General features: G+C 40.5%; 18 protein-coding genes. 15 read left to right on the forward strand and 3 right to left on the reverse strand.

What is annotated here, in order from left to right; translation table 11 throughout:
• The first annotated feature begins 93 nt into the window (after window positions 1-93).
• Window positions 94-390 (forward strand): integration host factor subunit beta, encoded by a 297-nt coding sequence (locus tag CCS90_RS11400; RefSeq protein ID WP_099019745.1) that lies wholly within the window; start codon window positions 94-96, stop codon window positions 388-390.
• A gap of 27 nt (window positions 391-417) precedes the next feature.
• Here the strand turns inward: CCS90_RS11400 and CCS90_RS11405 are convergent, their stop codons facing one another.
• Window positions 418-1,089, reverse strand: a complete 672-nt coding sequence (locus CCS90_RS11405) for a response regulator (protein ID WP_099019675.1) — start codon at window positions 1,087-1,089, stop codon at window positions 418-420.
• 93 nt (window positions 1,090-1,182) lie between these two features.
• Between CCS90_RS11405 and CCS90_RS11410 the strand changes: the two genes are divergently transcribed.
• From CCS90_RS11410 to CCS90_RS11465, 12 genes are all read left to right on the forward strand, one after another.
• Window positions 1,183-3,078 carry a hypothetical protein gene (locus tag CCS90_RS11410; protein ID WP_099019676.1) on the forward strand — a complete coding sequence of 632 codons (1,896 nt, stop codon included), beginning with the start codon at window positions 1,183-1,185 and terminating at the stop codon, window positions 3,076-3,078.
• A gap of 61 nt (window positions 3,079-3,139) precedes the next feature.
• Complete coding sequence (locus CCS90_RS11415) at window positions 3,140-3,742, forward strand: YdbL family probable chaperone protein (RefSeq protein WP_099019677.1); 603 nt, start codon at window positions 3,140-3,142, stop codon at window positions 3,740-3,742.
• Between the two features lie 14 nt (window positions 3,743-3,756).
• Window positions 3,757-5,085: a 23S rRNA (uracil(1939)-C(5))-methyltransferase RlmD gene (gene rlmD / locus CCS90_RS11420; protein ID WP_099019678.1), complete on the forward strand. Its 1,329-nt coding sequence runs from the start codon at window positions 3,757-3,759 to the stop codon at window positions 5,083-5,085.
• Between the two features lie 12 nt (window positions 5,086-5,097).
• The gene (locus CCS90_RS11425) at window positions 5,098-5,895 is read left to right on the forward strand and encodes a hypothetical protein (protein ID WP_099019679.1); all 798 of its coding nucleotides are present in this window, start codon (window positions 5,098-5,100) and stop codon (window positions 5,893-5,895) included.
• A 4-nt stretch (window positions 5,896-5,899) separates the two neighbouring features.
• On the forward strand, window positions 5,900-6,538 hold the full coding sequence (locus CCS90_RS11430) for a DUF4124 domain-containing protein (RefSeq protein WP_099019680.1): 639 nt from the start codon (window positions 5,900-5,902) through the stop codon (window positions 6,536-6,538).
• A 256-nt stretch (window positions 6,539-6,794) separates the two neighbouring features.
• A complete protein-coding gene (locus CCS90_RS11435; RefSeq protein ID WP_099019681.1) occupies window positions 6,795-7,961 on the forward strand; it encodes an acyl-CoA dehydrogenase family protein in 1,167 nt (388 codons plus the stop codon).
• 2 nt (window positions 7,962-7,963) lie between these two features.
• Entirely contained in the window at window positions 7,964-10,207 is a 2,244-nt protein-coding gene (locus tag CCS90_RS11440; protein ID WP_099019682.1) for a thiamine pyrophosphate-dependent enzyme, read from the forward strand.
• Entirely contained in the window at window positions 10,200-11,087 is an 888-nt protein-coding gene (locus tag CCS90_RS11445; RefSeq protein WP_162846884.1) for an adenylate/guanylate cyclase domain-containing protein, read from the forward strand. Before CCS90_RS11440 ends, CCS90_RS11445 begins: the two co-directional genes overlap by 8 nt.
• A 94-nt stretch (window positions 11,088-11,181) precedes the next feature.
• On the forward strand, window positions 11,182-12,015 hold the full coding sequence (locus CCS90_RS11450; protein WP_099019684.1) for a 5-bromo-4-chloroindolyl phosphate hydrolysis family protein: 834 nt from the start codon (window positions 11,182-11,184) through the stop codon (window positions 12,013-12,015).
• Between the two features lie 13 nt (window positions 12,016-12,028).
• Window positions 12,029-13,189, forward strand: coding sequence for a toxic anion resistance protein (locus CCS90_RS11455; RefSeq protein WP_099019685.1), 1,161 nt, complete (start codon window positions 12,029-12,031; stop codon window positions 13,187-13,189).
• A 39-nt stretch (window positions 13,190-13,228) separates the two neighbouring features.
• Complete coding sequence (locus CCS90_RS11460) at window positions 13,229-13,849, forward strand: NAD(P)H-dependent oxidoreductase (protein WP_099019686.1); 621 nt, start codon at window positions 13,229-13,231, stop codon at window positions 13,847-13,849.
• On the forward strand, window positions 13,846-15,765 hold the full coding sequence (locus CCS90_RS11465) for a cation:proton antiporter domain-containing protein (RefSeq protein ID WP_099019687.1): 1,920 nt from the start codon (window positions 13,846-13,848) through the stop codon (window positions 15,763-15,765). Before CCS90_RS11460 ends, CCS90_RS11465 begins: the two co-directional genes overlap by 4 nt.
• Window positions 15,766-15,784: 19 nt before the next feature.
• On the opposite strand, the gene CCS90_RS11470 is transcribed toward CCS90_RS11465, so the two are convergent.
• Window positions 15,785-16,552 (reverse strand): exodeoxyribonuclease III, encoded by a 768-nt coding sequence (locus tag CCS90_RS11470; RefSeq protein ID WP_099019688.1) that lies wholly within the window; start codon window positions 16,550-16,552, stop codon window positions 15,785-15,787.
• 93 nt (window positions 16,553-16,645) lie between these two features.
• Here CCS90_RS11470 and pyrE point away from each other — a divergent pair, with 93 nt between their 5' ends.
• Window positions 16,646-17,275 (forward strand): orotate phosphoribosyltransferase, encoded by a 630-nt coding sequence (pyrE, locus tag CCS90_RS11475; RefSeq protein ID WP_099019746.1) that lies wholly within the window; start codon window positions 16,646-16,648, stop codon window positions 17,273-17,275.
• Between the two features lie 5 nt (window positions 17,276-17,280).
• The gene (locus CCS90_RS11480; RefSeq protein WP_099019689.1) at window positions 17,281-18,066 is read left to right on the forward strand and encodes a symmetrical bis(5'-nucleosyl)-tetraphosphatase; all 786 of its coding nucleotides are present in this window, start codon (window positions 17,281-17,283) and stop codon (window positions 18,064-18,066) included.
• A 47-nt stretch (window positions 18,067-18,113) separates the two neighbouring features.
• Here the strand turns inward: CCS90_RS11480 and CCS90_RS11485 are convergent, their stop codons facing one another.
• Window positions 18,114-20,960 (reverse strand): Ig-like domain-containing domain, encoded by a 2,847-nt coding sequence (locus CCS90_RS11485; protein WP_099019690.1) that lies wholly within the window; start codon window positions 20,958-20,960, stop codon window positions 18,114-18,116.
• Window positions 20,961-21,064: the final 104 nt, after the last annotated feature.

Below are 21,064 nucleotides of genomic sequence, written 5' to 3' on the forward strand. Positions count from 1 at the left end.
TTTTTAGTTAAATCGGTTCCTTTTTTATTTTCTGAAATAATTCACTTTCTATTTTGGATTGTTTAGTTATAATTAAAGATAATGAAAGATTCTATTACACGCTCTGAACTCATCAATTTATTGGCTTCTCAATTTGAAGGCAGTGAACTTTCTAAATCAGATATCAGTTTATCTGTTCGAGAAATCATCAATCACATGAGTTCGACGATTGCCAATGGTGATCGCATTGAAATACGAGGATTTGGCAGTTTTACTTTGCGTCAAAGGAATCCGCGTATGGGAAGAAATCCCAAAACAGGAGAGCCTGTTCCTTTAGGTGCCAAATATGCACCTCATTTCAAACCTGGTAAAGATTTAAAAGAACAAGTCAAAGGCAAAGTAGGTTCTTAAGTATTTTAGACTTACTTGAGTTTGCCGTCAGGACTGAATTGTTTGATTAATGGCAGTTAACAATTCATTGAATCTTTGTTCCGCATCATTTTGTGACTTTTCAACCGCAAGTTGATAACTTTCGATCCTTTCTATTAACAACTCAGCAGCACAAATCTTTGCAGAGCCCAATAATTTATGCAGGGCATCTTCTAATTCATCATGGTTTTGGGTTGTATATAAGCTGATCAACTCGGTTTTAACTTGATTAAGCTGTGTAACAAATAATTTCCTTAAGTGTTTTACAATTTCTGCATTGTCGTGTGAAATTTTTAATGCTTTTTCATGGTTGAAACAATGAACTCTTTGGGTGAATTGATTGATGGTTTGAGCCAACAGTTCCAGTTTGACAGGTTTGAGTAAGCTGTCAGAAAAATCTGAATGTTCATCAGTATCAAATGTTTCTGCGGAAATTGCTACAATGGGTGTTATGCTGTTGTTGACTGATTTTTTTATCAGTGCTGCGGATTCGATACCATTCATGCCATTCATTCTGATGTCCATAAGGATCAGATCAAATGCAGTTAATTTACATTGAGCGATGGCTTCAAAACCATCTTTTGCAGTCGTTACCACACAGTTGAGTTTTTTCAATGAGGATTGAAAGAAAAGTCGATTGATGTGGTTGTCATCTACCACTAAAATGTGAAGTTTATCCATACAATAATCATCGTGTCCTTGATTTTAAAGAATAATGTCAGCCATCTAATATTGCAAGTTCTTTATTTGAAACCGGCTGTAGGATTTTCATTGATGTTGTTGATTTGTTCGCTTTCAGTACATGCTGATGAGCGTTGGAACTTTTCAGGACTAACCATCAATGGAGATGATTCTGGTGTTGGAATGAAAATTGACCGGATATCCATAGGTGACAATGCGGTTAGTCATCTCAATTACTCTTGTCCTGGTGCAGTTAAGCTCTATCCAATGCATACATGTGACAATGCTTTTATTGAGTTTACAGTTAATCAGCAAGTCTATGAAGCCATTCTTGATACAAAACTGAACGTCATTGACAAGCAATGGGTCGTTAAACTTTCCTCAACCAATCAACAATTGATTTTAAACTTAGCCAGCGAACAGCCAACGGGTGCGGTTCAGTTGAAGGGTTTTGAAATACAGAATTTGTTCAAAGACCATCAAAATTCATTGAAATCAATCAATGGTATTTTTGATGGTAATCTGGTTACCGATTTTCAAAATTTGTCTGCCAAGACAAACCTGCCTATAACATTCAGTCAATTTAATTACGAGTATTCAGACGACTTAATTGTTGCGGATTTATCTGGTGAATTGCAGGTGAATTTTAACCTGGCCAATCAAACCCTCAACCTTGATATTAATATGACTGCGGGTGAGATGTTGCTTGATGAATTGTATGTTAATTTTGCCAATTATCCAGTCAGCATCAAGCTTGAACTAACGACCAATGATGGGGTTAATTACCAAGCCAATTTATCCATCGCTAATAAACAGTCACTGCAACTCAATGCCAGGCTGAACATCGATGATTCGTTCAACTGGGTCTTACCCATGGTTTCCATTGATGTTTTTGATAGCCATCATTTCAATCAAAATATACTGAGCAGTGTCTTGGGCATTTATGGTTTTGGCAAAACTGAAATGTCAGGTGGTTTTAAACTCATGATCAAATCAGCAGTCATGCCATTTGACTTTTGGAAGATTCAATTCAATGACTACTACGTGTTAAACAACAACAGGAAAATTCAAATTGATGCCTTAGATGGTGTGGTCAATTGGCACAGGAATGGTTTGGCAGAAAATTCATTAATAAACTGGGATACTTTGGTTCTGGCGGGGATGCCAATCAGCCAAGCTGCCATGGCTTTTAATTTTTCAGAAGATCATTTTAAACTATTAGACTCCCACGATTTTCCTATCTTTGACGGATCAATTCAACTCAATGAGCTGACAGTAGATTCCATGTTTTCTTCATCTGTAGGCATGAGTTTAAATGCCAAGGTTTTGCCCATTTCATTGAAACAAATTACCGAAAAATTAGGCTGGCCGGTGATGGCAGGTACAATCAGTGGTGATATACCAGGCATGGTAAAAACAGGCAGTGTGATAGAGTTTCTTGGGGCATTGAAATTGTCGGTACTGGAAGGTGAAATGTTGATTGAAAATTTGTCCTTAGAACGCTTGTTTGGGGTTGCTCCTGTGATTGCTGCGGATGTGTCATTTGAACTTTTCAATTTGTCACTTTTAACGGAAGCTTTTGGTTTTGGGGAAATCACTGGGAGGCTTTCAGGAGTCATCAATCAACTGAGAATAACCAATTGGAAAACTGATCGCCTAGATGCTCAGGTTTATACCGTAAAGACCAAAGGGGTTAAGCAAACCATCAGTCAACGTGCAATTGAAAACATTTCTTCTTTGGGTGGTATAAAGGGCGCGATTTCGAAGACATTCCTGCGTTTTTTCGATGATTTCAGTTACCAGAAAATAAAACTCAGTTGCAAGTTACACAATTCAGTGTGTTTGATTGGCGGGTTGAAAAATCAGAACAATCAATTTGTTATTGTTGAAGGGGGTGGCATACCCAAAATCAATATTGTGGGTTATATCAGAACCATCAATTGGGAAGAATTTATGGATCGATTATTGAATGCAAATTATAACAATTGATTCAGACTACATTTATCTGCGCATTGTATAATGAGCTTAATTTTCAAATAGGTAATCAATTATGAATAAGTGGTCTAAATCAATGTTGATGTTTTCCTTTGTTTGGGTGGCCGCATGTGTCACCATCAATGTGTATTTCCCAGCGGCAGAAGTTGAATCTGCAGCCAAAGAATTTGTTGAAGATGTTTTAAAAGGGGAGACTGAGTCACCCAATGATGACCAATCTCAATGGATGAATCCTGCGACCATGAGAAATGTGGCCCATCATATGAACCCAATAAATTGGTTTATTTCCAGTGCCCATGCTCAAGCTGACATCACATTGTCGTCACCTGCAATCACTGCATTAAAAAATAAAATGAAGACTCGCATATCCGAATCATTACGTGGCTATTTAGCCAGCAATGTCGTTGGTTTTACCAATGATGGATTTGTTGAAATTGTTGATGCTGGCGCACTGGGGCTTAAAGACCGCCAATTGGTTAAAAAAATCGTGGCGGATGAAAACCGAGACAGGGCAGCTCTTTATCGTGAAGTGGCCATTGCCAACAATCACCCTGAATGGGAAGATCAAATCAGACAGGCCTTCGTAAAACAATGGAATGAACAAGCTGAAGCAGGTTGGTTCTACCAAAATGCCGATGGTCAATGGATAAAAAAATAAGGAATTAATAGGATATGAACAGAAGATCGAGGAGTAAACTGCCACAAGAACCCATTGAATTGGTGATTGAAGATTTAAGTCATGATGGCAGGGGTGTGGCTAAATGGAATGATAAAGTGGTGTTTGTTCAAAATGCATTACCGGGTGAAACTGTGATGGCTAAATTGAATCGAAAAACCAGAAGCTTTGATGAGGCCTTGGCCACTGAAATTCAAAATCCATCTCCTGATCGTGTTGATCCTAAATGCGAATTCTATACATTGTGCAATGGCTGTTCTATGATGCACTTAAAAGAAGAAAAGCAAATTAGCTTTAAGTTCAATACATTAAAGAGTAATTTTCATAAAATGTCTCATGTGGAACCCAATGAATGGATGGAGCCATTGACTGATTCTCATTGGAATTACCGACGTCGAGCCAGACTCAGCGTTAAATGGGTGGCTGCGAAAGAAAAAGTTTTGGTTGGGTTCAGAGAAAAAAATGGCCGTTTTGTGGCTGATATGAACAATTGTCAAGTGCTTGAAAAACCGTTGGCTGATTTACTTCAGCCTTTAGCGACCTTGTTCGAGTCAATGTCAATCAAAGCCTTTATTCCTCAAGTAGAATGTTCAATGGGTGAGTCAAACACGTCCATCATAATCAGACACATGAAGCCTTTATCCAGTGATGACCACCAAAAAGTGGTTGATTTTTCACATCATTACAACCTGCAAGTGTATTTACAGTCAAAAGGGCCTAAAACAATCAAAGCCCTTGAATCATATGATGATCCGCTGGGTTTTGAATTGAAGTCATTTAATTTGAAATATGAATTTTTACCCAATGATTTCATTCAAGTTAATAGAAAAATGAATGAAAAAATGATTACTCAAGCTTTACATGCCATGGACATCCAATCGGATGATGTGATCCTCGATTTGTTTTGTGGTTTAGGCAACTTTACTTTACCAATGGCTCAAAAAGCAGCTCAAGTGGTTGGGGTCGAGGGTGATGCTCAGTTGGTGGCTCGCGCAAAGCACAATGCCGAAATAAATCAACTTGATCAAGTACAGTTTTATGAAGCCGACCTTACACACGATCACAGCAAAAGTGTTTGGTTTAATGTTCCATACAGCAAGGTTTTGATTGATCCACCAAGAAGTGGTGCTTGGGAAATATTGCCTTTGATTGCTGAAACGGCTGCTAAAACCCTGATTTACGTATCTTGCCACCCAGCCAGTTTGGCTCGCGATACAGACCGGCTGGTTAATGAATTGGGCTTCACCTTAGAAAAAGCTGGCGTCATGGACATGTTTCCTCATACATCACATGTTGAATCGATGGCTATATTCACCCGAAAATGAAGGTAATTTAAGATGAAGTTGTTGGCAATTATTTTGGCTTTTGGTTTGTTTCAATATGTGAATAAACCCATGTTTTTGCGGTCATTTGATTGGCTGCATGATTTGCAGCAAAGTTTGAAAAAATGGATTGAAAATCAATATGCACTGATTGTTACAGTGGTGATCTTACCGCTGTTGATACTCAGTATTTTGATGACTCACCTATTTAACTTCGCTGATAATTCGATTGGCTATTTGTTGGTACATGTTGCGGTGCTGTATTATTGTTTGGGCCCTGCGACAATTTTTGAAATGATTCAAAAAGGGCAAACTAAGCAACATCTAGGGATCAATGAGGAAGAGGCCCCCGCTGAAGTTGTTTATAAATTAACCGATGCGGCACTGCATCGTTGGTTTGCAATTTTTTTCTGGTATGTGGTGTTTAATGTTTATGGTGCTTTGGCTTATCGACTGCTGTGTCATATCAGTCAATCGGAAAAAAGTGAAGTCATTAAAGTCAAATTACAATCTGTGATGAAAGTGATTGAATTTCCAGTCACCATTGTGATGACATTGTCATTGGCATTGGCCAGCGACTTTGATCAGATATGGAAACATTGTAAACAATATTTAACAACTGAAACCATCACTGGTTTAAACAGTCAATATATGTATAAATCTATGGACTTTGCTGTTGAGCAATGTGAAATAGAAGAAAATGATGAAAACAAGTCTCAAATCATTGAGTTAACAACTTATAAAGTGTTAAAAAGAATGTTGGTGGTTTGGTTGGTGTTTTCAGCACTTATGGTTATATTTTCAATAGGTTAACAAGATGAAAAATACAGTAATAATTTCGGTACTTTTGCTGCTGGCATGTGCCTTTACAGCAGAAGCTAAACTTTATAAATGGGTTGATGAAGATGGCAAGGTTCATTACAGCGATAAAATGCCCCCTGACCAAATAAAAAATGCCCATCAAGAATTGAATAAAGATGGCATAGTGAAAGACAAAGTAGAACGTGCACTTACTCCTGAAGAACGAAAAATCAAAGAAGCTGAACTGAAAAAAGAGCGCGAAATATTAGAGAATATAAGACTTGAAGCCGAAAGGATTGAAAAGGAGCGCAATGCTTTAATTAAATCCTACTCCAGTGCCGATCAAATTACTCGTTTGAAATCAGAACGAGTGATAGCATTGAAACGCAACATCCAAATGGCAGAAGAAAATCTGGTCATACAAAATAGAAACTTGGAAGACTTATTAAAAAGAGCCGCTGACAAAGAACGCAGTGGTGAAGTGGTCTCTGATACGTTTTTAAAACAAATTGATCAAATCAAGGCGCAAATAGAAAACCAGAAAGGATTTATTCAGGACAAAACAGAAGAAATTGCCACCACTGAAGAAAAATATGACAGTGAGTTAGAAAAATACCTGATGTATACACAAGGTTCTAAAAAAGGCATTGAATAAATTAAATGGCAAAAGCCTAATAATTTATTATCAGGACTTTAAAGATTACCAACAATTTAAACACTCGTTTTAAATTGTTGGTAAGCCCTATCTCTTATCCTTTCTCTCGAGTAAAATATTGGTTTATTAAGCGTCTTGCTGAAGTCTTTCTCATATATTTGAATGAAATTGACTGGGTAAGACTTTTTGTATCCAGCGCAAGACCCTCATTCACTGCTCAGGTGTCACAGCGCTCATAAATCAAGCGGGGACACCTATGTCGGCAAAACTCGACAAGTTAGACATTTTTAACATCAAATCATTACTTTCAGAAGAAGAGCTGATGGTTCAGGAATCCATTGGACGTTGGGTCGATGATCGTATTTTGCCCATCATTGGACTGGCATTTGACAATCATGAATTTCCAATGGATTTAATTCCTGAAATGGCAGACCTGGGATTGTTTGGTAGCACCATCGATGGCTATGGTTGTGCCGGTTTAAACTACACTTCCTATGGACTGATTTGTCAAGAATTGGAACGTGGTGATAGTGGTTTACGAAGCTTTGCTTCGGTTCAAAGTTCTTTGTGTATGTTCCCAATCTTTGCTTTTGGCAGTGATGAACAAAAAGAACGTTGGTTACCACAAATGGCCAAAGGGGAAGTGATTGGTTGTTTTGGTTTAACTGAAGCCCACGCAGGTTCTGACCCAGCATCAATGAAAACCCATGCCAAAAAAGACGGTGATGATTGGATCATCAATGGGTCAAAAATGTGGATCACCAATGGTTCTATTGCCAACATTGCAATCGTCTGGGCGCAAACTGAAGAGGGCATACAAGGGTTTATTATTGAGCAAGACATGCCTGGATTTGATACTGAACTGATACATCGAAAAATGTCACTGCGGGCATCCATCACATCAGCACTGTTCTTTGATGATGTCAGGGTTCCCGATGCCAACCGTTTGCCTAAAGTCAAAGGTTTGAAAGGGCCGTTAAGCTGTTTGTCTAATGCCAGGTATGGAATATCTTGGGGCCCGATTGGCGCGGCTCAAGCCTGTTTACAAGAAGTTTTGGATTACACTGAGGAACGTGTGTTGTTTGATCGGTCATTGAATTGTAATCAAATCATTCAACAAAAATTAGCCGACATGTCTCGCCGAATTACAACAGCACAATTACTGGCCTTGCGACTTGGGCAGTTAAAAGATGCCGATCAATTGCAACCGACTCAAATTTCAATGGCTAAATGGAACAATGTCAGAATGGCCATTGATATTGCCAGAGAGTGCAGGGACATGCTTGGCGGAGCCGGAATCACGACTGAACATGTGGCTATCAGACATATGTTAAATCTAGAAAGTGTCATTACTTATGAAGGTACAGAAACCATCCATCAATTGGTTGTGGGTCGTGAGTTAACGGGTAAAAACGCATTCTGATTATGGCCAATCCAGCAAGTAAGGTCATCAATCGTGCAGAAGTTGTCAATCAAAATTTCATCGATTTTGTTAAAAAATACCAAGCCGTTGAACCCAAGCAAGACTTGGCGACCAATGGCCTGACCGCAAAGAAACTGTTTAATCTATTTGAATCTCAAGTGCGTTCCAGGCAATTGGATTTAATGGCGAGAATCTTGAAGCTAGAAAATAAAGTTTTCTATACCATTGGTTCATCAGGTCATGAAGGCAATGTGATGTTGGGTGAAATACTCAGACACACAGACCCAGCTTTCTTACACTACCGCAGTGGTGGACTGATGATGGAGCGATCTAGGCATGTTGCTGGTATTGATCCTATTTGGGACACCTGTTTATCGTTTGCAGCCAGTAAAAACGACCCAGCTTCCGGTGGTAGACACAAAGTATGGGGCTCTAAGCCAATGTGGGTGATTCCACAAACCAGCACCATAGCCAGCCACCTGCCTAAGGCGCTTGGTTGTGCTTTGGGAATTGAATTGGCGCAGCGAACACAAGCCGATTTACCTATTCCTGACGATTCAATTGTGTTGTGTAACTTCGGTGATGCAAGTTCAAATCATTCAACGGCTCAAGGAGCTTTTAATGCAGCCAGTTGGTCATCATTCCAAGGCTTGAAAACCCCGATTTTGTTTGTTTGTGAAGACAATGGAATCGGTATATCGGTTAAAACGCCAGAAAACTGGATCAGTGAGAATTTTAAGTTCAGGCCCGGTTTGCAATATTTTTATGCTGATGGTTTGGATTTGGAAACCGGATATCAACAAGTGAAAAGGGCCGTAGATTACTGTCGACAAGAGAGGAAACCAGTCTTTTTACATATGAAAACCACTCGTTTGATGGGTCATGCAGGGACTGATTTTGAAGTGGATTATCGAAAGATGCAGGATTTGGAATCTTGTGAAGCACAAGATCCGTTGTTGCAATCAGCTGCGGCAGTAATCAATCATGGTATTTTGAGATCAGGTGAAGTCCTTGATATGTATCACCGCATCCACGAAGAATGTATGGACAAAGCAAATAAAGCCCATACCGACCATAAAATAACTGCACTGAAAGATGTGATGGCACCTTTGGCGCCACTGGACATCGAAAAAGTGCATCAAGAAGCCGCCAGAGCCATCGACAAGACAAAGAGGATTGAATCCTTTGGTGGTGAAAAAGCATTGCCTGAACAAATGAATCATAAACACATGGCCATTCAAATTAATCGGGGTTTGCAGGATCTGATGCTTAAATACCCAGAAACGGTTATTTTTGGTGAAGATGTGGCTCAGAAAGGCGGTGTTTACACCATAACCAAGCAACTGTATAAAAAGTTTGGTGCCAAACGGATTTTCAATACCTTGTTGGATGAGCAAACCATTTTAGGTTTGGCCCAAGGTTATGCAACACTGGGTTTGTTACCGATACCAGAAATTCAATATTTGGCTTATTTTCACAATGCATGTGATCAAATTCGAGGTGAAGCGGCAAGTTTACAGTTTTTTTCAAATGGCCAATTCAGTAACCCGATGGTGGTTAGAATTGCAGGACTGGGATATCAAAAAGGGTTTGGTGGTCACTTTCATAATGACAATTCCATCGCAGCCATCAGAGACATACCCGGCGTAACAGTGGCCTGTCCTTCACGTCCCGATGATGCAGTTAACATGATGAGAACCTTGGTGGCCTTATCAAAAGTGAACAAAAGGGTTTCATTGTTTATTGAACCGATTGCGCTATATATGCAGAAAGACTTGTATGATGAGGGAGATGGCTTGTGGAATAAGCCATATCCCAAACCTGGTATGTATGCACCCTTAGGGACTCCCAGGATTTACCAGGGCAAAGCTGAAGACATTTTAATCATAACCTATGGCAATGGGGTCTTAATGAGTTTAAGAGCCATCAAAGCATTTGAGAAAACCCATAAAAGCAGGGTGAAGCTGATGGATTTGCGTTGGTTACAGCCCTTGAACGAAAAAGCAATACAGAAACATGCCGAAAAATTTGATAGAATAATCATTGTAGATGAAGGCCGTCGATCTGCATGTGTGGGAGAGGGGGTCATCAGTATTTTGGCAGAACATGGTATGAACAGTCGTTATTTAAAATTAATTACAGGAGCTGATACATTCACTCCATTGGCTGATGCAGCTAAATTGGTTTTGCCAGATGAAGAAGTAATTTTACAAACACTTATTGAATCTGAGGTTGGAATTGACTGAACTTTGCATATTATTTGCTGACATTGCTGATAGCACCTCATTGTTTGAAAAACATGGGGATGAAGCCGCGCGCAGTGCAATCGCAGCTGTTCTGGATGCCTTATTAAAAGAAGCAGAAAAACACCAAGGTGAGTTGGTTAAAACGATCGGCGATGAAATCATGTGTGTATTTCCTAAAGCCAATCACGCTTTACTGGCAGCCATTGAAATGCAAAACAGTGTCAGTGGTAATTTTGTATTAGGAAACCACCCTATTGCCATTCGAGTTGGTTTTCATTTTGGCGATGTCATTGAAGAGGATGGTGATGTATTTGGTGATGCGGTGAACGTGGCTGCCAGGATGACTGGCTATGCCAAAAAAGGACAAGTCATTACCAATTCAATTACTTTTAAAGCGTGTATATTACCGCCATTTTTAAACCACAGGTCACTCGGTAAAACCAAAATAAAGGGGAAGTTATTGCCGGTTGAAATTGTCGAAATCTTATGGCAACAGGACACCAGTCAAGTTACCCGTGTGACTTCTGCAATTGACATTAAAATCCCGACCAGTAAATCTCAATTACAAATTGAATTGAATGGTCGCAAACAAATCATGACAGACCAATCACCAACTAAAACCATTGGACGTGGAGACGATTGTGACATTCAAGTGGCGATGTTGATGGCATCACGCTTTCATGGTGACATTCAATTTGGCGGTGGAAATTTCAAATACACCGATGAGAGCACCAATGGCACTTGGATTCAACAAGATGGCAGTGAGCCCATTCGGATTCACCGTGAATCAATGGTGCTCCACGGAGCAGGACAAATTGCTTTTGGGGAATTGGACTTTTCAAACCGTGACGAGTTGCTACATTTTAAGATTATTAAATAAAGAGATCAGTATATATGCTTGAATTTATTAGAAAACTTGCTGGCTTTGGTCTGATGACCATTTCATTGGCTTATGTTGCTGTGAGGATGTTTTAATGCCAGTTAAATACCGTGAAAAGGCCCAAATTTCAATTGTGAAATTTCAGTCTACAGCTTGGTTGTTGTACATCGGTTCTATTTTATTCATGATAGCGGCCTTTTCACAATTGGCACAGGCCAATTTATTCAAGTTTTTGATCAGTGGCGGTGTGTTTTTTGGCACCTTGTTGTCAGCAACATGGATGAGTAAAGGCTTGAGAAATAAATTTCATTACCGCCAAAGAAAGTTTGTTATCAATAAACCGTTTCCGTTGATGATGTTGGCCTCATTGACATTGGGCGCATGCTCGTTCATTGGTTCTTGGTTTGTTGGTGGTTTTGGTCTCTTTGAATCTTTGGCTTATGGATTAGGTGCAGCAGTGGGTTCTGTGTTGTGGTATGGATTGGATGAAGTGGCTTCTTCATCATTTGGAGCTGTACAAGATCAAGATTCAAAAGAAATATTGGCTTTGAGTGAACAATCCATCGTCAACATCGAACAATCCAATAAACACATCAAGAACCATGAGTTATCAAATTACCTCAATAACATTGTGAAAACCAGTAGGGAAGTGGTCAACACCCTGGTCAATCATCCAGAAAAGATACCACAAGCGAGGCGATTCCTACATTCATATTTGGCAGCCACGGAAAGTGTTATTAAGCGTTATGCAGACACCCACACGTTGGTTGAAGATGAAAAGCTGGAACAAAATTTTAAACAAGTTTTACAAAACATTGATCAAGTTTTTAACGAACAAAATCAAAAGTTATTACAAAATCAAGTGTTTGATTTAGATGTGGATATTGAGGTGTTAAATACTTTAATGGAAAAACAAGGCATTAATTAATAGGTAAAATATAATGAACGAACAAGATACCAAAACAGCAACTGATGTAAAAATGGGAACCATTGAAGGTGAAATTGTCCCTGGCGTAATGAACGAAATGGTTGAATACAAAGATGTTGATGACGAAGAAAGGATTCGAATTGATGCTTTGATGAATGAAATTGATATTTCTGACGCCAATTCTGTGATCTTCTTCGGTAGCAAAGCTCAAGAAAAAGTCACGGAAATTTCGGACAAAATGCTCGATGGGGTTAAAAACAAGGATTTGGGTAAATCCGGTGAAGCACTGAATGAAATGGTAGCCACCATTCGTGGTTTTGATATTGATGAATTAGATCCCAATAAAAAACCAGGCTTTTTCGCTCGGTTATTTGGTCGTGCCAAGCCTTTGGTTAAATTTCTTCAGCGGTATGAAGAGGTGCGCAAACAAATTGATAAAATCACCAACAAACTCGAATCACACAAGACCACTTTATTGAAAGACATCACTAGTCTTGATCGTTTGTATGTTGCCAATCTTGAATATTTTCATACGCTAGAAGATTACATCAAAGCTGGCGAAGAAAAAATAAAACAGCTACACAGTGATGTCATTCCAGCGATGGAGAAAGAAGCCGAGGGCAGTGATGACATGCTACTGGCACAAAAGCTTCGTGACATCCGCTCGTCAACAGCTGATTTAGAACGCCGTGTTCATGATTTACGCTTAACCAGACAAGTGACTTTACAAAGCTTACCAAGCATCCGTTTGGTTCAAGAAAATGACAAAGGATTGATCAACAAAATCAATTCGACCATTGCCAATACAGTGCCGCTGTGGCGTCAACAACTGGCACAAACAGTTACCATTTGGCGTTCTGAGCAAGCAGCTGATACCATCAAAGATGCCACTGATTTAACCAATGACATGTTGGCTGCCAATGCGGAAAACCTGAAGATTGCAAACCGCAAAGTACGTGAACAAATGGAGCGTGGGGTGTTTGACATAGAAGTGGTTAAATTGGCCAATCAAAAACTGATTGAAACCATCGATGACAGTTTGCGAATTGCCGAAGAAGGCAAAGCGAAGCGAGAAGGTGCAGTGGTTGAACTACAGAAAACCGAAGCCCAGTTACGCGATGCATTGTTGTCAGCAAAAGCAAGGTATAAAGACATCAATAAAGAAACAGATTGATGACTTTTTAATGGACCCAATAATCTCAAGGAACCAGTAATGAATAAAGTACTGGTTCTGTTTGCACATCCTGTTTACCAAACTTCTTTATTAAACAAGTCATTACTTGCTGGGTTACCAAATTCAGAACATGTAACCTTGCATGACTTGTATGAGACTTATCCTAATTTCATGATTAATGTCGCTCGAGAACAGGCCTTGCTTGAGTCTCATGATGTGATCGTTTTTCAACATCCTATGTACTGGTATTCATGCCCAGCTTTGCTTAAAGAGTGGATGGATTTGGTGTTAGAACATGGTTATGCTTATGGCACAGGTGCCACTGCCTTAAAGGACAAGTATTTTATTTCATCCATCACATCGGGTGGAGATGTAGGTAACTATGAAGGTGAAAAGAACATCAGAAATTTATTGCAACCATTTGAGTTTACAGCGAATTTATGCAATATGAAATTTTTGCCACCCTTCATAACCTATGGTGGCCTCAAAATCAAAGCGGGCAATTTTGATCAAAACCTGACAACAGATTATTTAACGCAGCAGGTCAGTAATTTCAATCAATTGATTGAGGATTTGATTCATGATCGCATCGACCCACAAGCCTGTGAACAATATGCCACCATGAATGAGCGCTTTGATTTGACTGAGGTTAGCCAATGACAGCTGCGTTTGTTATTGCCAGTTTGTTTTTAGGTATGGCCGTTATTTTGGTGCCTTTGGCCCATCGATTGAATTTGGGTTCAGTGTTGGGTTATTTGATTGCAGGAGCCATTGTTGGAATTGTCCTGACCTACGTAGCACCGATGTTGGGTATGGAGACGACCCATTTGTTGGAGCAGTTAAACCACGCTTCAGAATTTGGTGTGGTTTTGATGTTGTTTGTCATTGGTCTGGAAATACGCCCAAGTCATTTGTGGCGAATGAAATCGACCATTTTGAGTGCAGGTGGTTTACAAGTCAGTATCACTGCATTGTTGATTATGGCTGTATCCATGCTGGTCTTTCATTTAACTTGGCAGGTTGGCTTAGCCATTGGATTAACTTTGTCATTGTCCTCTACGGCCATCATCATGTCTACCTTAAAAGAAAAAGGGTGGCAGAACACTGTTGGAGGAAAAGCTTCATTTGCCGCCTTGTTGTTTCAAGACATTGCGGTCATTCCTATCATAGCCGTGATTCCCTTATTGGCTGTGTCGAGCGTGGCCAGTCACAATGAAATCGCACACGGCATCGACATCACGGCATATTTGCCCACATGGCTCAAGCCCATAGTCGTTATACTCGCCATTGTTTTGGTTTATATCTTGTCTAGGTACTTGATTAACCCTTTATTTGATTATATTGCCAGGGCCAGACAAAAAGAAATATTTACCACGGCTGCCCTGGGATTGGTAACCACCATTGCGGCATTCATGTCTCTGATTGGTTTGTCTCCCGCTTTGGGGGTTTTTATTGCTGGGGTAATTTTGAGTGAAAGTGAATACCGACATGAGTTAGAAGCCGATATTGAGCCATTCAAAGGATTGTTGTTGGGTGTTTTCTTTATGACCGTTGGTGCAGCCTTTAATTTCAGTTTATTCGGTGAGCAGTTCATGCTGATTGGATTGCTGACAGTTGGCCTTATTTTGTTAAAAGCTTCGGTGTTGTATTTGGTTGGCAAGGTCCTTCGATTGAAAAAAATTGAACATGCCTTGTTCTTCTTGGCCTTGGCTCAGGGCGGTGAGTTTGCATTTGTTTTGTTCACCTTGGCTGTGGGGCAAAACGTGATTGATCCCAGCATCGCTGACACGTTGCGCATTGTCGTCGCCCTGTCTATGGCCATTACTCCATTGTTGTTTTTATTGTATGAAAAAGTATTGCTCAAAAAAATGATGACCACTGATTCTGATGACAGAGCAGCCGATGACATAGATGAAGAGAATAAAATCATAGTTGCTGGTGTTGGTCGATTTGGCCAAATAGTGGGTCGATTGCTGCAATACAATCAATTTAATGTCACGGCATTAGATAATGACCCTAATATGATCGACACCTTAAGGAAGTATGGTTGGAAAGTGTTTTTTGGCGATGCCACCCGAATGGATTTATTGCATGCTGCCGGTATCGATTCAGCCACAGGAATGGTGATAGCAATGAATGATCCAGATAAAGTTTTGGAGTTGACTGCTTATTTAATCAAACACCATCCAAACCTTACACTGTTTGTCAGAGCCAGAGACCGAACTGTGGCCTATCAACTTCACCGCATGGGGGTTAAAAACATATACCGTGAAACCTTTGAGTCATCAGCAACCATGGGTGAGGATGTCTTGAAACACCTGGGTATGAGGGCCTATCAAGCCAAGCGCGCCAAACTCAGGTACCAACAAGAAGACGAAGCTTTGGTTGCACAATTGGCAGAATCATTTTTTGCGGAAGATGAAAAAGGGCATCTGCTTAAAGTTCAACAACAATTAGATAATTTGGCTAAAGTGCTGTCCAATGATCAGCACGTAAAACAACACAGCATGAATAAAGATTCAGGCTGGGATGAATCCAGTTTGATTGAAGATTTAGGCAGTAAAAACAAGTATTGATCTGGGTCTTTAAACTGCTTTATAGCTGGTACTCAATAATTACAGGTGCATGGTCTGAAAACCGCTCTTCTTTATAAATGCTGGCTGTTTTTGCTTTGCCTGCTAAGCAAGGAGAGGCCACATGATAATCAATCCGCCATCCCGTGTTATTGGCCCAAGCCTGACCTCGGTTTGACCACCAAGAATATTGTTCCTCTGCAGGTTCGACTTCTCTGAATGCATCAACCAATTCGAACTCATCAAACAGTTTAGTCATCCACTGACGTTCCTCAGGTAAGAAACCTGAATTCTTCTGATTGCCACGCCAATTCTTGATGTCTATTTTTTTGTGAGCGATGTTCCAATCCCCACAAACCACAAAGGGTTTGCCAGTTTTTTTAAGTTGTTGCAAAACCGCCTCTAAGCGTTCCATACAAACATACTTAAAATCTTGTCTTTCATCTTTTGCAGATCCAGATGGCAAATACAAGGAAACGACAATGATATGTCCCAGATCAACCTGTAACCACCTTCCTTCATTGTCAAACAAGTCCCATCCAATGCCATAATTTACGGCCTCAGGTTGATGTTTGGTATATACAGAGACGCCTGAATAGCCTTTTTTTACGGCATCCGCTTGGTAAAAATGATAACCTTGAGGAATAAATAATTTGGGGTCCAGTTGGTCCAATTGTGCTTTGGTTTCTTGAATGCACAAAACATCGGCGTTTTGTTTTTTGAACCAGTCAAACATGCCTTTTCTTTGTGCTGCACGAATACCGTTGGCATTGAGGGTTATGATTTTCATTTTAAGGTCATTTATCAAAAGCACGAATTATAACACTTGAAAAATGACATCAGTTCTCCGATGATAACATCCTTGATCAAAATAGATATTGATATGAATATTGCACATGAGTTTCTGGCGCTGGCCATCAAGAAAAAAGTTCTTAAATTTGGGGAATTTACTTTGAAATCAGGGAGGGTCAGTCCCTATTTTTTTAATGCTGGATTATTTGATGATGGTTATTCATTGTCATTACTGGGCGAATACTACGCCCAAACAATCAAATCGTCAGGACTGAAGTTCGATATGTTGTATGGCCCAGCCTACAAGGGCATTCCTTTGGCTACTGCCATTGCTGTTGCTTGGTATCGTTTGTATGATGAAAATATACCAGTGGCATTCAATCGCAAAGAAAAAAAATCCCATGGTGAAGGAGGGGTGCTCATTGGAGCTCCAGTACAAGGCAATGTATTGATTGTTGATGACGTGGTTTCTGCAGGTACTTCTGTGCGTGAGTCTATTGTAGTGATTAACCAACAAGCTGCAGAAGTGGTTGGTATTGCGGTGGCCTTGGATCGACAGGAAAAGGGCGATGGCGAGTTATCTGCCATGCAAGAACTGGCACAAACATTTGATTTGGCTACCATCAGTATTGCCAATTTAGATTCGTTATTTGATTACTTACAAGGAGACGAAAATAAGTTGAACAAAGTGGCCAATTATCGACAAAAATATGGTGTTTAACTGATATGGCTACTTATGTCATCGGCGATGTGCAAGGCTGTTTCGACCCATTGATGCAATTAACAAAACTGATTAACTATGACCCCAAAGTAGATCGATTGATCTTTTGTGGTGACTTGGTTAATCGTGGTGGTAAGTCTCTCGATGTTTTGCGCTGGGTCTATGCCCACCAAAATAGTTGTGACACTGTATTAGGCAACCATGATTTGAGCCTGTTGAGTAAGTACTTCAGTGATAAAAAAATAGGCACAAACAAGGAGTTCAATGCAGTTTTTTTAGCCAGTGATGTCTCCTTATTGATTGGCTGGCTGTTACAGCGGCCTTTTTATATTGAAACCAATGACTACTTTATTAACCATGCCGGATTATATCCGTTGTGGACCTTAAGCCAATTCAAAGCTTTGGCTGCCAATACTCAGCAGGAATTGGTGAGCAACACTTCATCATTCCTTGCTGCAATGTATGGCAACAAACCCAGTAAATGGATTGATTCATTGGACATGAATTCCACCCATCGTTTTTTTATTAATGCCTGTACTCGCATGCGTTTTGTTAAAACCGATGGCCGTTTGAATTTTTCCGAAAATAAAAAGATCAGCACGATGAAATCATTGAAACCATGGTTTCAATTTGAAAGCATTTCCAACACAGAAAAACACCTGGTGTTTGGACATTGGTCTGCATTGGGTTTTTATCAAGACAACAATGTAACTTGTCTGGACACAGGAAAAGTTTGGGGTGGTCAACTGACTGCATTGAGGCTTGATGATAAGAAACTGTTCTCTGTATAAAAAAGGAGTGCTTTAAACACTCCTTGATAACTGATATTGCTGCGTGATTAAAGCTGTGCTTCAAACCCATCTTCAAAGATCAAGTCTGGATATTCACAGGATTGGACCTTAAAATCGTCAAGATACCAGCCTTCACGAGCAACGGATCCATCTGTGGTTATCCGGAATCTAAATACCACGTTCATACCTGCCCAATCTGTCAAGTCGATAACAGAATTTAGCCAAGCTTGTGGGTCACCGCACCATGCATCAGCACCTGACAATAGACCACTTGTATAGGGTCCATCGTATGGGTCTGTTAATAATTTATCATTACTGATTTGCGTGAAATTGTTACCACTGTCGGTAGAAATTTCAATCATCCCACCGTCCCAACATTCTGCTCCATTGCTTTCCATGGTTTGTTTATTCCAAAATTGTAAAGTCAGGTTGTTCTGTAATTCATCAAGCAATGGCAGGGTGATTTGTGGTGAAATCAACACCGTGTCACTGGTCGTTCCAATGTCTGCTGCATAAAAAGAGTTGGCACCTGAAACTGATTGGTTATTGGAAATATCCCAACTGTTACTGCCGTTTAAACTGCTCGAACCCCAATCAGACACATCGCCATCAAAATCATTGGCGTAGGCAGTTTTGGCTGTAGATACAATCAAGGGACAATCGCCAGGAGCCGGCATGGTGGTGAACACATAAACGGATGAATATGTACTTTCACCACAACTGTTGGCTGACTTAACGCGCCAATAGTAAGTGGTATTGGAAGCCAGGCTGTTGGTTGGCGCCACTGTATTGCTACTGAGCACATCACTGAAAACTATGTTGTTAAAGTTGCTGTCAGAGGCCACTTCAACGGTGTAATTTAGGGCGTTGGTCCCGGTCCAGTTTAAACTGGGTTGTAAGTCGACCGCCACCGCATTATTTGTTGGTGAGTCCAATGTGACAACTTCAGGAGGCATGGCGAAAACATTGAGCGATAAATCAATTGATTGGTTACTGACACCTGCTGCTGTACCGAGGACACTGATGGCATAATTTCCCGTAGATAATCCTGCGGTGTTCCCAATGGTTAATGTGGTGTTTCCAGGAAGTGAGGGAATTGGGTTGACTGTAAAACTGCTGGTTGCAGCCCCTGGTGTTCCGTTGGCACTTAAAGTGACTGAGTCATTAAACCCACCAACGGGACCCACGGTTAATGCATAATTGGCTGTTTCAGAAACACAGATGGCTTGGGAGCTGGTGGTGGCATTTAAGTAAAAGCCAGGGTCACCACATTCGTCAAATTTAAATGAGCCTACCCGTATTTGCCAATCACCACCATTGGCATTCAAGTATTCATTGACATGCCAAAAAGTACAATCATCAAGTGGGTCGATATTGGTGGATGTGTAGTCGCCCCATCGTTGAGAACCCGTTTGGCTGCCAGTACCTTCAATGATTGATCCTTCTGTTCTGTCCATTACACCCAGTGAGTCACTGACCAAACGTCCAGTAAATCGGATGGCTGGATTCATATTGGCACTGGATGCGCTGTAAGCCAGTCCCATATTGCCATCACCGTCTTGAGCTATTGACCCCATCCATCGATGAATGCCGTCTGTGGCTCCAGGACCGAAAGTGCCTTCCTGAAATAAAGTGGGTGTGGTATCTAAGTCTCTGATTTCCCACCAACGAATGCCAGCCATACCAGCAGAGGCTTCTACTGATTGATTGGTTACCAATGATTCATGGGAACCAAAATTTCTATACGCCAATCTGTGTAGGGGTCTTTGGCGGTAAGACTGGATGTCAATACCATTGGTTGTTCCCAACTGTGGTATGCAATTTCTGCCACTGACACATGGAAATTGAGTGTCAATATCAGTCATACTGATGATGGCAGTACGGGTAAAACTGGAATTGCTTATGTTATTGAAATCTGCATGAAATTCCCAAAAAGTCAAAGCATCCTCAGCGGCAGAGTAGCCGGCACCGTCATCCATGGTTCCAACAAAATATTGAGGAGAACCATTGGGTGGTAATGTCATTCCATCAAGGTCTGCAGGTAACAAGCCATCACCAACTTGCCATGGACTGGTTCCTCTGGGAACATAAAAATAAATGATGCCTGGTGAAGGGTTACCAGACACTAAATCCGCTCTGTTTAATGCATAAGCGCCTACACCTTCATAGGAACCACCACTGAAATCTCTGGTTGATATATAAAACGCATCGCTCCATATACCGTATTTAGGGTAATCTGGAAACAAGTCTTGGTTACCGTTGCCTGGACCATTGTTATTCAAGATGGCCCATCGATAATAAGCACCGGTTGGGTCAGAAGTCTGTGAAATGGCTACACAGTTATAATACTGGGGGCCAGCTGAGGTAAATTGTGACAACAACCAACGATCAGAAATTTGATCGTACAAAACAATGGGGTCACCCGAATTTTCATTTTCGCAGGCACCACCAAAACCAGACCAAACGGTGTTATTGGCCGCTGGACCATATAAAAGGGTTCCTGATTTATTCAAAACAGCAAATGATAAATTGGTCATTGCGACATAATGATTGGGGCCAACATCGCCTGTTGGATCAGGCGGTGAAACACCAGATATATTGTCCAATGCAAAGAAATCAGATTGTTTGACAGGGCCTGGCAGTTGCCCTAAAGCACTTTGTAGTGCCGGATCATCGAAAAAAGGCGCATCAGAATCATTACTGATGACGCCTGGATCAATGATTGAACCACCCCTTAATCTCTCAATAACAATGGGTTTTGGCGCCATCATATGAAGTGGCAGTGATAAATCAAAATTAACGGCTGACCGAGTTTGAGGCTCTAAGACATCAGCCGCGATTGTTGGTGCTGAGATGATGATTGCCAACAAGTAAGTGATGGTTTTTGATTTCATTATTTGATCCTCTTTTTTTATTTATTCAATGATTTTAACTTACCAACACTTTTAAAGTCACTATATCCTCAATTCAGGGTCGATTTTTATGGGTTTTACTGTCA

The sequence above is a fragment of the Marinicella litoralis genome (assembly GCF_002591915.1).
GTDB classification, from domain to species: domain Bacteria; phylum Pseudomonadota; class Gammaproteobacteria; order Xanthomonadales; family Marinicellaceae; genus Marinicella; species Marinicella litoralis.